At 63.8% G+C, this 11,581-nt stretch carries 13 protein-coding genes; 7 read left to right on the forward strand and 6 right to left on the reverse strand.

Annotated features, from left to right (window positions below; all coding sequences use genetic code 11):
- Positions 1 to 94: 94 nt before the first annotated feature.
- The 6 genes from selB to gyrA form a co-directional block, all read right to left on the reverse strand.
- Positions 95 to 1,996, reverse strand: a complete 1,902-nt coding sequence (gene selB / locus VN934_05950; protein ID HXM18337.1) for a selenocysteine-specific translation elongation factor — start codon at positions 1,994 to 1,996, stop codon at positions 95 to 97.
- Between the two features lie 43 nt (positions 1,997 to 2,039).
- Positions 2,040 to 3,404, reverse strand: a complete 1,365-nt coding sequence (selA, locus tag VN934_05955; protein HXM18338.1) for an L-seryl-tRNA(Sec) selenium transferase — start codon at positions 3,402 to 3,404, stop codon at positions 2,040 to 2,042.
- Positions 3,405 to 3,416: 12 nt separating this feature from the next.
- Positions 3,417 to 3,749 carry a thioredoxin gene (gene trxA / locus VN934_05960; protein HXM18339.1) on the reverse strand — a complete coding sequence of 111 codons (333 nt, stop codon included), beginning with the start codon at positions 3,747 to 3,749 and terminating at the stop codon, positions 3,417 to 3,419.
- A gap of 116 nt (positions 3,750 to 3,865) precedes the next feature.
- The gene (locus tag VN934_05965; GenBank protein ID HXM18340.1) at positions 3,866 to 4,585 is read right to left on the reverse strand and encodes a metallophosphoesterase; all 720 of its coding nucleotides are present in this window, start codon (positions 4,583 to 4,585) and stop codon (positions 3,866 to 3,868) included.
- A 36-nt stretch (positions 4,586 to 4,621) separates the two neighbouring features.
- Positions 4,622 to 5,038, reverse strand: a complete 417-nt coding sequence (locus VN934_05970; GenBank protein HXM18341.1) for a carboxypeptidase-like regulatory domain-containing protein — start codon at positions 5,036 to 5,038, stop codon at positions 4,622 to 4,624.
- Between the two features lie 52 nt (positions 5,039 to 5,090).
- The gene (gyrA, locus tag VN934_05975; GenBank protein HXM18342.1) at positions 5,091 to 7,553 is read right to left on the reverse strand and encodes a DNA gyrase subunit A; all 2,463 of its coding nucleotides are present in this window, start codon (positions 7,551 to 7,553) and stop codon (positions 5,091 to 5,093) included.
- Between the two features lie 225 nt (positions 7,554 to 7,778).
- On the opposite strand from gyrA, the gene tsaE reads away from it, so the two are divergent.
- The 7 genes from tsaE (at position 7,779) to VN934_06010 (ending at position 11,543) form a co-directional block, all read left to right on the forward strand.
- The gene (gene tsaE / locus VN934_05980; protein HXM18343.1) at positions 7,779 to 8,246 is read left to right on the forward strand and encodes a tRNA (adenosine(37)-N6)-threonylcarbamoyltransferase complex ATPase subunit type 1 TsaE; all 468 of its coding nucleotides are present in this window, start codon (positions 7,779 to 7,781) and stop codon (positions 8,244 to 8,246) included.
- Complete coding sequence (gene tsaB, locus VN934_05985; protein ID HXM18344.1) at positions 8,243 to 8,902, forward strand: tRNA (adenosine(37)-N6)-threonylcarbamoyltransferase complex dimerization subunit type 1 TsaB; 660 nt, start codon at positions 8,243 to 8,245, stop codon at positions 8,900 to 8,902. The genes tsaE and tsaB overlap by 4 nt, the downstream gene beginning before the upstream one ends.
- 45 nt (positions 8,903 to 8,947) lie before the next feature.
- The gene (rimI, locus tag VN934_05990) at positions 8,948 to 9,460 is read left to right on the forward strand and encodes a ribosomal protein S18-alanine N-acetyltransferase (protein HXM18345.1); all 513 of its coding nucleotides are present in this window, start codon (positions 8,948 to 8,950) and stop codon (positions 9,458 to 9,460) included.
- Positions 9,461 to 9,546: 86 nt separating this feature from the next.
- Positions 9,547 to 10,095, forward strand: coding sequence for a bis(5'-nucleosyl)-tetraphosphatase (symmetrical) YqeK (gene yqeK, locus VN934_05995; GenBank protein HXM18346.1), 549 nt, complete (start codon positions 9,547 to 9,549; stop codon positions 10,093 to 10,095).
- A gap of 28 nt (positions 10,096 to 10,123) precedes the next feature.
- Entirely contained in the window at positions 10,124 to 10,609 is a 486-nt protein-coding gene (rsfS, locus tag VN934_06000; GenBank protein ID HXM18347.1) for a ribosome silencing factor, read from the forward strand.
- 9 nt (positions 10,610 to 10,618) lie between these two features.
- Positions 10,619 to 10,750, forward strand: coding sequence for a hypothetical protein (locus VN934_06005; protein HXM18348.1), 132 nt, complete (start codon positions 10,619 to 10,621; stop codon positions 10,748 to 10,750).
- A gap of 25 nt (positions 10,751 to 10,775) precedes the next feature.
- Positions 10,776 to 11,543 (forward strand): SDR family oxidoreductase, encoded by a 768-nt coding sequence (locus VN934_06010; GenBank protein HXM18349.1) that lies wholly within the window; start codon positions 10,776 to 10,778, stop codon positions 11,541 to 11,543.
- The last annotated feature ends 38 nt before the right edge of the window (positions 11,544 to 11,581 follow it).

The raw sequence follows: 11,581 nt of genomic DNA on the forward strand, positions 1-11,581 counted from the left end.
GACCAGCAGGGGCACCAGCCCCATACTTCTCCCACGAGTGGGTCGTCCAACTACGCCGCACGAGTCGCCGTTGTCCTCCAAGCTCATGAGAAACTTACTTCTCATGTAGTGCCGGGGCTTTAGCCCCGGGGTCCCCGTGCCGCAAACGCCGCAGATCGCCGTCGCGAATGGTCAGGCCTATGCCGTCGAAATATTCCATGAGCGGCAGCGCGTACTTGCGCGACGTTCCAAGTGCATCGCGCACTTGGGCCATCGTCGCGCTTACGCCGCGCACCAACGTCTGTTCCAGCAGCCTGCGCGCTCTATCGATCTGCTCGCGGCGATACACGTCATCGCCGATGCGGATGAGCGCGCCCGCCGCATAGAGCGACTCGAGGGCTTCATCGAGTGCCGCTATCTTGGCGGCCGCTAGCTGGACGGCTAAACCGTCGTGCGAATGCGGCACCAGCGGATTTGCAGGATCCGCTGCGAGCGCGGTGCTGAAGAAAGAGCGCTGCTCGCGCGTGAGCGACGGCGTGAAGCTGGGCAAACGCCAGTAGCGGCCGCCTTGGACGACCCGCCCGTCATGCTGCCAAGCGTCGAGCAGGCGCGCCATCAACTTCTCGTCCACACCGAGCGATCGCGCCATTTCCTGCGATGTCGCCCCAGCGAGCCACGCTTTGTCTCGATGGATGTCGGCGAGCCAGCGCGCAACGAGTTCAAACGCGCCGTCAAAGGCATCGCGCGAAAGGTACGCCACCGGCTTCTGCAGCGCGATCGCGCGGCCGTCCTCGATCAGCCGCTCGATTTCCGCCTTGGCCGCTTCGAGGACCAGGTTCGACGCGGCAGCGAGTCTGCTAAGCTCAACCGGTGCGAGGCCGCCGGCTCGCAGCGCTCGCAGCAAGGGAGACGCGCCCTCGTCGGCCGCGATGTCGACTGCATCAACTCCGTCGGCCACATCGGCGACTGCCACCGCTCCGCCGAGCAGATTCTTCGGACTCAGCCTGCGCAGCACGAGCCGGCTTCCCGGATAGAACACCGCCGGGCGTGACAGCGCGAGCCGCGCGCGCGCCGTCTGTGCAGCGGACGGAACGCCGGCATCGAAGATGAGCGAGCCGGGGATCTCCGCGGAGCCGATGTGAGCGCGCACCGGCGTGCGCCGCTTCAAGAGTTTCTCAGCACCGAGCAGGGGCGTGAAATCCACCGCGAGGCTGCTGGAAGGCTTGAACTCGCGCGGCGCGACAAGCGCCTCGCCGCGGTGGATGTCCGACACGCCGATGCCCGGAAGATTGAGCGCGGCACGCGACCCGCCGCTGACCGCATCGACTTTTTTGCCGAACACCTGGATGCTGCGAACCCGAGCCGCGAGGCCGCTCGGTTGCAATGCGAGCGTGTCACCTGTTTTGATCGTGCCTTGCATCAGCGTGCCCGTGACGACGGTGCCGTGGCCGGGCATCGCAAAGACGCGATCCACCGGAAGATAAGCGGGCGCCGCCGGGTCGCGCGGAGGCAAGGAGACCAGCGCGTCGTGGATGGCGCGCTTCAAGTCCTCGATGCCTTCGCCGGTCGTGTTCGAGACGGCGATGACCGGAGCGCTGTGGGCAAACGTATTCGAACAGACCTCGCGCGTGAGCGCGCCTGCGATCTCGAGTTCGTCCGGCCCCACGAGGTCGCGTTTGGTCAACACGATGATCGCGCTCTTCACGTTGAGGACGTTGAGGATGTGGAGATGCTCCAGCGTCTGCGGTCGCGGGCCCTCGGCGGCGTCGACGACCAGCAGCAGCAGCTCCATGCCGGCGGCGCCCGCAAGCATGTTGTGAAGGAAGCGCTCGTGCCCGGGCACGTCGATGATGCCGGCCTCAACGCCATCGTCGAAACGCAACGGAGCGAAGCCGAGATCGAGGGTCATGCCGCGCTCGCGCTCTTCGATGAAGCGGTCGGGATTATGCCCCGTCAGTGCGATGACGAGCGAACTCTTGCCGTGATCGACGTGCCCGGCCGTGCCTATGATGTGCATATGGAACAGGAACCTGTAGTCCCCTAAATGTCGAGCGGGACCTTCAGGTCCTGCTGCTTAGCGCCCCTACCAGCGTCTGGAGGAGCTGCGGCTCCTCCGCCTCTCGGACCGTGCGCAGATCGATGACGAGTTTCGGTCCTTCTATGCGCCCGATGACGGGTGGGCTCGCGCGCCGTAGCGATTGCGCCAGCGCATCAGGTCCGGCCGCCGGCTTCTCAATACCGATGCCCGCGGATGGCAGCGCTGCATCGGGCAGGGTACCACCTCCGGTGGTCGAGGTCGTGGAAAGCACGGTGATGCGCGCGTCGGAAACGCGGCGTTTGAGTTCGGCGCACAGCGCGTCAGCGCGAGCGCGCAGGTGCTCGGCACTTTGCGCGAGCATCGCGAAAAGCGGCAGCTCGGTAAGCCGCTCGGGCTCGAGGTACGCCGCAAGCGTCGCGCCCAACGCAGCGAGCGTCATCTTGTCCACGCGCAGCGCTCGCAGGAGCGGATTGCGTTTCAGCGCGTCGATGAGATCGGCTCTGCCCGCGATGATGCCGCATTGCGGTCCGCCAAGCAACTTGTCGCCCGACACGGCGACGAGATCGAGACCCGCGGCGATCTCTTCAGCTACGGTCGGCTCGTGAGGAAGGCCAAAACTCTGCAAGTCCACGAGCGCGCCGCTGCCGAGGTCCTCAAACGAGAGCACGTCGAGTTCCTTGGCCAGGGCTGCCAGCGCCGCGGGATCCACATCAGCGACGAAGCCGCTCATGCGGAAATTGCTCTGATGGCTGCGCATGAACATCGCGGTGTTCGCATTCCACGCATTGCGAAAATCACGCGCATAGGTCTTATTGGTGGTGCCGACTTCGACAAGCGCGGCGCCGCTCTTGGCCAGCACTTCGGGCAGGCGGAATCCACCGCCGATCTCGATGAGCTGGCCGCGGCTCACGACGACCTCGCGTCCGCGTGCGAACGTATCGAGCACGAGCAGCACCGCAGCCGCGCAGTTGTTCACCACGAGAGCGGCCTGCGCTCCGCTGAGTTCTCGCAGCTGCGAGGCGACGCGGTCGTGCCGGCTGCCGCGCTCGCCGAGTTGCAGATCGTATTCGAGGTTGGTGTAGCCGGCGCCGAGGCGCGACACTTCTTGCAACGCGGCAGCGGCCAGCGGCGCGCGCCCGAAGTTCGTATGCAACAGAACCCCGGTGCCGTTGATCACCGAGACGAGCCCTTGGGCCTGAGCTACGGCCAAGCGCGACAGCATTCGATCGCGCAACGCTTCGAAGGCTGGTGCACTATCGCCCGAGGAGCGCGCCTCCTCGAGCACGTCGTGCACCCGTGACTTTACCGCCGAGCGTCCTAGGACGGACTCATATGCGGCGATCGAAGGATCGGTTGTGAAACGGTGAACGGCGGGGATGTCGCGCATGGCGGCGCCGCGCTACGCGGCGGCGAGGTGTTTTTCCAGCATCGTCGCGAGATGCTTCTCGGGCACGTAGCCGACGATCCGGTCTACCGGCTCACCCGACTTGAACAGGATGAGACAGGGAATGCCGTGGACATCATACTGCACGGCGACGTTGGGATTCTCATCCGTATCGACTTTGACGACTTTTAGCCGGCCCTTGTATTGCTCTGCGATCTTGTCGACCACCGGCGCGACCATTTTACACGGCCCGCACCACGTGGCCCAAAAGTCGACCAGTACCGGGCTGCTCGACTTGAGCACCTCGGAATCGAACGTGGCTTGGCTGACGGCTGGGACTTGACTCAAGATGCTCTCCTTTGGCGTTGGAGCAAGCAGTTTCGAGCCGCCCAGCGGCCCTGCCTTTAAGCGCTATGCGCCGGGATAGTAAGTGGTATGCCGGACCCTAATGTGTATGCCGGACTTTAGTCCGGCACGTCCACCAGCACGCCATCCGGCGTCCAGCGCGGATTCTCTTCCGGATACCCGCGCGGATTGCAGACGATGCGCGTCGCGCCGACCTCGTAATCCATCGCGTCATGCATGTGTCCATGGATCCACAGCGGCGGGCCGAGCTCGGCGATAAGCGGCTCGAGGTCGGATGCGAAGAAGCCGTTGATCGGCGACCCCGCATAGCGCGGCTTGACGCTTCGCAACGACGGCGCCATATGGGTGACGACCACCGCACGTTTTCCTTTCGGGTAGGAAGCTCGCAGCCAATCGACGCTGTGCTGATGGTAGTCCATCAAGTCCGGCACCGTTATTTCTTTCATCTCGAAATACTGGAGCAATCGCGCAATCGCCGGCGCTTCCGCGCCACGCGCCATGTCGCTCCATAACGTGCAGCCGAGGAAGGTCACGCCGCCGACTTCGACGCTTTGATTCTCAAGCAGGTGAACGTTTGGCAACGGCGCGAGCGCCTCGCGGTACATCGGCAGCACTTCGGAAAACACGCGGCAGTCGAACTCGTGATTGCCAAGAATTGTGATCACAGGTAGGTCGCCCGGAAATGTTTTGAGGAAATCGCGCAGGCTGCCGGGCCGCGTGTCGATATCGCCGGCGAGCACCAACACGTCGCCACGAACGGAAAAAGGCTCGATGGGAGCCTTTTCAAGATGCAGATCCGACATGACGTGGAGTCTCATGGCCGCACGCATCCGCGCCTGGGCGCTAAAGTCCTTTCAACAGCGCAAGTCCTTGATAGGCGGCGGCGGCAGCTCTACCGTGTAGTAAGTACAGAGCAAACCTTCGGGGCACGGGGGTTCCCGTTGGGGCGGCACGTGAGCGAGGACAAGGTGAAGAGGCCGCGTGGCGTCTTCGCAAACGAGGACGTTGGCAATGATGGTCGGATAACCAATCGACCAGACTTCTACCGTGCTGATTCCGGGTTGCAGACCAAGAATCGCGAACTCACCGCGACCGTTTGTTCTCGCCGCCATGCTCCGTTCGGGCCAGATGACCCGCACCTCTGCCCCTGCCCACGGTCCCGTCCAGTTCACGACCGTGCCGCGGATGCCGCCGGTCATATCGGCGCTAACCGGCGGGGTCTGAGCAAAAACGAAGAGGGAGAAAACCAACGCCACGAATAGGCGCTTCATGCAGATCACGTTGTCCGAGGGGGTATAGAACCCTTTACAAGCATGCACGGACCTAAAGGTCCGTGGCTACGCTTGAGATCTTTTCCATTTCTTCAGCGCGCCGGCCGATATTGGCCGCCGCGATCACGCTGTCGCCTTCGTCCAACTTCATGACCCGCACGCCCTGCGCAGAGCGCCCAGTCTCGCGGATCTGGAAAACCTTCGTGCGGATGACCACACCGTGCGCCGAGATGAGCATGATGTCGTCGTCGGGCTTGACCAACATCTGCTCGACGATCTCGCCGTTCTTCGACGTCTTGGCGAACGCTTTGATGCCCTTGCCGCCGCGGTTGGTTTTCCGATAGCGATCGATCTGCGTGCGTTTGCCGTAGCCTTTGCTCGTGATCATCAGCACCTCGCGCCGATCCTTGCTCACCGCGTCCATCGCTTGTACGAGATCGCGCGAGCCCAGACGCACGGCGCGCACGCCGCGGCTGGCGCGGCCCATCGGCCGCACCGTCTTCTCGTCGAAGCGGATCGCGTAACCACCGGTCGTGGCGAGGATCAGCTCGGCCTTGCCGCCGGTCAGCGTGACGCTCAACAGCTCGTCGTGCGGCATGAGATTGATCGCGATGAGACCCGAGCGGCGCACGTTGCCGAATTCCGACAACGCGGTCTTCTTGATGTAGCCTTTTTTGGTGACCATCACCAAGTATTCTTCGGTCTTGAGTTTGCGCACGGGGAACACCGCAGAAACGGTTTCCCCCGGCGGCAACGTCAGAAGATTGACCAGCGCCGTGCCGCGCGCTTGGCGCGAGGCGTCCGGAATCTCATGCGCCCGCAGCCTGTGGACGCGTCCGCGATTCGTGAAGAAGAGGACGTGCTGATGGGTGGTGGCTGAGAACAGCCGCCGCACGACGTCTTCCTTTTTCAGCGCCAGACCGGAGATGCCGCGCCCGCCGCGGTTCTGCGAGCGGAACACGTCCACGCTCTGACGCTTTATGTAGCCGCCTGACGTCGCGGTGATGACGACTTCCGAGTCCGGGATGAGGTCCTCGATCGCGAATTCGCCCTCGGCTTCCACGATCTGCGTGCGCCGCTTGTCGCCGAATTTTTTCTTCAGCGCGCCGATCTCGTCTTTGATGATCGCGTAGCGGCGCCGCTCGCTGCGCAGGATCTCCTCGAGATTGGCGATCGTCTTGAGCAGGGCGAGGTATTCCTCTTCGATCTTCAGGCGCTCGAGTTCGACAAGGCGCTGCAGGCGCAGGTCGAGGATCGCGTTGGCCTGGATCTCCGTCAGCTCGAACTTCTTCATCAAGCCTTCGCGCGCTTCTTCGGTGGTCTTCGAAGCGCGGATGAGCTTGATGATCGCATCGAGATTTTGAAGCGCGATGCGATAGCCTTCCAAGATATGCGCGCGCTCTTTGGCCTTGCGCAAATCGTATTGCGTGCGCCGCGTGACCACGATCATGCGATGCCGGATATACTCGTCTAGCATCTGGCGCAGCGTGAGCGTGCGCGGCTGGCCGTCGACCAAGGCGACGTTGTTGACGCCGAACGAGGTCTGCAGCGGCGAATGCCGGTACAATTGGTTCAAAACGAGCTGCGCGGGCACGTCGCGCTTCAGCTCGATCACGATGCGCATGCCCTTGCGATCGCTCTCGTCGCGCAGATCGGCGATGCCGGTGGTGCGCTTCAAGGCGACCATCTCGGCGATGGTCTCCAAGAGCCGCGATTTGTTGACTTGGAACGGGATCTCCGTCACGATGATGGCCTGGCGCCCGCCGCGTATCTCTTCGAATTCGTGCTTTGCGCGCAAAAGCAGCGAGCCGCGTCCCGTGAGGTAGCTTTGCTTGATGCCGTCGCGTCCCAAGATGAGTGCGCCGGTCGGAAAATCCGGACCGGTCACGATTTTCAAGAGTTCGTTGTCTTTGATGTCGCGATCTTCGATCATGGCGACCAGCGCGTCGCAGATCTCGGTGAGATTCTGCGGCGGGATGTTGGTGGCCATGCCGACGGCGATGCCCGAAGAGCCGTTGACCAACAGATTCGGCAGGCGCGCGGGCAACAAGGTGGGCTCGCGCGACGAGGAATCGTAGTTGGGGACGAAATCAACGGTCTCGCGGTCGATGTCAGCCAGCATCTCCAGCGCCAAGTGCGCGAGACGCGCTTCGGTGTAGCGCATCGCCGCAGGCGGATCGCCGTCGATCGATCCGAAGTTGCCGTGACCTGCGATGAGGGGATAGCGCAACGAGAAATCCTGCGCCATGCGCACGAGCGCGTCGTAGACCGAGGTGTCGCCGTGGGGGTGATAGTTCTTCAGCACCTCGCCCACGGTGCCGGCGCACTTGCGATGGGGTTTGTCGGGGTTCAGCCCCATCTGGGACATGGCGTACAAGATGCGCCGATGGACGGGTTTGAGGCCGTCACGCACGTCCGGAAGCGCGCGCGCCACGATCACGCTCATGGCGTAATCGAGGTACGAGCTGCGCATCTCGTCCTCGATGTTGACCGTCAGAACCCGGTCGGAGGGCATGCTGTGGCGGTATTCCTCGAAACTTACTTCGGGGCGCGGCTTCTTGCCGCTGCCGTCACGAGAACGAGCGTCGTCGCGCGGAGACACAGATGAATTGTAGCCTTTTCTAGAGCAAAAGCATCAACAGACGTTAACAGGTCAGGGTTCGATTTTGGGCCTCTTGCCTCCCGCCAAAACGGCTCTTTTAGCAGGAGCTGAAGCCCCCGCTCCACACTTGCTACTGCGATGGCATCGTTCACCAGCGCGCTACCGACCGCGTCCTATACCGAGCGGCTCGGAGCCCGGCTCGCCGCAGCCAGCCCCCGAGGCCTCACGATCTTGCTGCGCGGGCCGCTCGGCGCCGGAAAGACGACGCTGGTCGAGGGCTTCGTCGAGGCCATCGGCGCGGGTCACGCGGCCAGCCCAAGCTTCGTCTTGGCGCACTCGTACCCAGACGGCCGCATACCGGTCTGGCATCTTGACCTTTTTCGCATCGTCGAACAGCGCGACATCGACGATCTGGACCTTTCCCAGTACTTCTCGGAAGACGCCGTGACGTTGATCGAATGGCCTGACAACGCCGAGGGAGCATGGCCGCCTGATCGCGTCGAGATCGATTTGAGCATCGACGGCGAGGCCCGGGTGGCGAAAGTAACCGGCTTCGGCACGGGCGCACCCATCGTCGACGCCCTTGCAGCGGAGAGCGCAGGATGAACCGCGCAAATGCGGTGCTCGGCATCTCCACGTCAGGGCCCGTCGAAGCGGCCATCCTGGACGGCGCTCGCGCGTTTGTGGGCGCAACCAAAGAGCAGGCGCTGGCATCGCTGCTCGGCTGCGTGGAGCGCGTCTTGCGCGACGCCGGCATGTCTCTTGACAGGGTTGCGCTTATCGCGGTGTGCGTGGGCCCGGGATCCTTCACCGGTCTGCGCATCGGCGTCGCGTTCGCCAAATCGCTCGCGCAAGCGCGCGACATCCCGCTCGTCGGCGTGTCCGCTTACGATGTCGCGCAAGCCGGGCACGAGCCGACCCACACCGGCGTAGCTCTTGTGGCGGGAAAGCGCGGTTTCTACTACGCTCGCTTGCGTGCCCACAAGAACGCACCGTTCGATTTCGTGCGCGGCGACAGAACGGCGATGGCCGAGGCGATTCGCGTCGCCGCAGGAACGGGCGACGCGCCGGTGACGCTGTACGGCGAGATGCCCGGCAGCGTGGATGCACCGCACGTCGTGGGCAGCAGTTTTGCGCAGCGGCCGCCGGGAGATCGCGCGCGCGAGGTGGCCAAACTCGGCTTGCAAGCGCGCAAGGCGGGGGCGTCGGGCGACTGGCGCACGCTGGAGATCGACTACGGGCAGGCGCCCTACGTGCCGTAGCGCGCAGGGGGGCCGATGTTCCGGGAGCGCGAACCAAATTCGCCAATGAAATCGCTCCCGCGAACGCTGGACATCGAACCCATGAGTCTCGAACACATCCCGGACGTTCTGCGGGTCGAGAACCTGTGTTTCGTCACCACCTGGCCGCGCAACGCCTTCCTCAACGAACTGACCGAGAACAAACTGGCGCACTATTTCGTGGGCCGGGCGGACGACAAGATCATCGCCTACGGCGGTTTGTGGGTCATCCTCGAAGATGCGCATATCACCACCGTCGCGGTCGAGCCGGACTATCAGCGCCACCGATACGGCGAGCGCATGCTGATCCGGCTGCTCGAGGAATCGATCGAACGCGGGGCGTCCTGGATCACGCTCGAAGTGCGCGAGTCGAACGTCGCGGCGCAGCGCCTGTATAAGAAGTATGGCTTCAGCATCGTGAACACGCGGCGCGGCTACTATTCGGACAACGATGAGAACGCGCTCGTGATGTGGGCCGGCAACCTCAAAGGCGCGATCTACCGCAATCGCTTGAACACGCTGAAAGCGAGTCTCGACTGACGGCGCGTCTGCAAGCAGTGCCTCCCTCCGAAGATTCTTCCGCCGAAGCCGGATCTGGAGCACGTCTTCTCGCGATGTGCGCTGCGATGCGAGAACGGCTTGCGCGGCCGCGCTATCGCCACGTGCTCGCGGTGGCGCGCACGGCGGAGCGTTTGGCTCGCCGCTACGGCCTCCCGACCTGGAAGGCGCGCATCGCAGGCGTGCTGCATGACGCGGCCCGTGAATGGCCGCCTGATGAGCTGCTCGCCTATGCGCTCCGGCACGGCTTGCCGGTCTCCGAGAGCGAACGGCGTGCTCCGACGCTGTTGCACGCGCGGGTCGGCGCGGACATCGCGCGCCGGGAGTTCGGCGTCACCGATCCGGACGTGGCCGCCGCGATCGAGACGCACACCGTGGCGCGACCCGGCATGACGGATCTTCAAAAAATCCTGTATCTGGCGGACACGTTCGAACCGTGCCGGCAATTTCCGCAGCGCGCGCAACTCGAAGCGGCGGCGCTGCGTTCGCTCGACGAGGGCATGCTGGCGTGCATCGAAGCGTCGATTGAATACCTGAGAGAGCGCAGCGTTCCCGTTGCGCCCGAAACTATGGAGGCGTACCGCGCGTTGGTAGAACGATATGGCAAAACGTCCTAAGTCCCGGGCTCCGAAGCGGGCAAAACCAGTGGTCGCACGCAAGAAAAAAGCGCGCATCGCGCGGCCTTCACTCGGCGGAGCCAAACGCTTCATCGCGCGAAGCGAATTCTTAGCGCCGCAGCGAAACGGCATCGCCACGACTCGCGACACCGTGGGAGCGCTCAACGACGCGCAAGCGCTCGAACTGGCGCGGCGCTGCCGCACCGCCGCGTTGGAGAAAAAGGGCGAAGACGTGGTCATGTTGGACATCCGCCGCCGCGCCAACTTCGCCGACTACTTCGTGCTAGCCACGGGTCGTTCGCTGATCCAAGCGCGCGGCATCGCCGACGCAGTCGTCGAGGCCTGCGAAGACGAGTACGGCGCGCCGGTGAGGACCGAGGGTTATAATGAAGGCGGCTGGATCCTCGTTGACTACGGTGCGGTGATCCTCCACGTTTTTCTGCCGCAGACGCGCGAGTTTTACAACCTCGAGCGGCTGTGGGGAACGCCCAATGCGCCGGCCAAGAAACGCTGAGGCCTTAGGGTGTGGAACAGACTTAAGAAGAAAACCCGTCAACGGATCATCCGTACCTTCACGCTTATCTTTCTCGTGCTCTTCGTGCTTTCGGTCGCAGCCGCGCTGCTGATCACGGGTTTGCAGGCTCCCAGCCAATGACGCTTGGACCTGCCGAACTGGTGATGTGGATCTAGGGATTCGCGGCAAGGTCGCGCTCGTCACCGGTGCCAGCTCGGGCCTCGGCGAGGCGGTGGCGCTTCAGCTAGCCGGCGAGGGGGCTAAGATCGCGGTGGCGGCGCGCCGTCTCGATCGCCTCGAAAACGTCGCGCGCGAGGCTAAACGCCGCGGTGCGCCAGATGCCCGTCCGTTCGCGCTCGACCTCGAGGACCCAGACTCGATCGATGCGCTGCTCGGCAAGGTTCGCGCAGACCTCGGGCCTATCGATATCCTCGTCGTCAATAGCGGTGGTCCAAGATCGGGAACCTACCTCGATCTCAAGCTCGAGGACTTCGACACTGCCTATCGGGGCATTCTTCGCGGCGCGCTGCAGTTGATCAGCGCCGTCACGCCCGAGATGCGCGGGCGCAAGTGGGGCCGGATCGTCGCGCTGACCTCGACGTCGGTCAAGCAGCCCATCCCGACGCTGGCGCTTTCGAACACGTTTCGCACGGCGCTGATCGCCGCGTTGAAAACGCTCTCCGGAGAAGTCGCGCCGGATGGCATCACGGTCAACGCGATTGCGACCGGCCGCATTCTGACCGATCGGCTGCGCCAGATCTACGGCGATGAAGATGCGATTCACAAAGCCGCAGCCGCCGAGGTGCCGATCCGGCGTGTCGCCACGCCCGAAGAATTCGCGCCGCTGGTCGCGTTCTTGTGCGGCGAGCCGGCGCGCTACATCACGGGGCAGACGATCGCCGTCGACGGCGGTCTGATCAAGAGCCTGTTCTAGCCATCTAATGTAGCGTTCCGAGCGCTAGCTCGGAGTAC

Origin of the sequence: Candidatus Tumulicola sp. (assembly GCA_035601835.1) — a bacterium.
Classification (GTDB): domain Bacteria; phylum Vulcanimicrobiota; class Vulcanimicrobiia; order Eremiobacterales; family Eremiobacteraceae; genus DATNNM01.

Coding starts and splice junctions, on each gene's coding strand:
- selB (HXM18337.1), bottom strand. CDS start 1,996: ATGCACATCATAGGCACGGCCGGGCACGTCGATCACGGCAAGAGTTCG.
- selA (HXM18338.1), bottom strand. CDS start 3,404: ATGCGCGACATCCCCGCCGTTCACCGTTTCACAACCGATCCTTCGATC.
- VN934_05965 (HXM18340.1), bottom strand. CDS start 4,585: ATGAGACTCCACGTCATGTCGGATCTGCATCTTGAAAAGGCTCCCATC.
- VN934_05970 (HXM18341.1), bottom strand. CDS start 5,038: ATGAAGCGCCTATTCGTGGCGTTGGTTTTCTCCCTCTTCGTTTTTGCT.
- gyrA (HXM18342.1), bottom strand. CDS start 7,553: ATGCCCTCCGACCGGGTTCTGACGGTCAACATCGAGGACGAGATGCGC.
- tsaE (HXM18343.1), top strand. CDS start 7,779: ATGGCATCGTTCACCAGCGCGCTACCGACCGCGTCCTATACCGAGCGG.
- tsaB (HXM18344.1), top strand. CDS start 8,243: ATGAACCGCGCAAATGCGGTGCTCGGCATCTCCACGTCAGGGCCCGTC.
- rimI (HXM18345.1), top strand. CDS start 8,948: ATGAAATCGCTCCCGCGAACGCTGGACATCGAACCCATGAGTCTCGAA.
- yqeK (HXM18346.1), top strand. CDS start 9,547: ATGCGAGAACGGCTTGCGCGGCCGCGCTATCGCCACGTGCTCGCGGTG.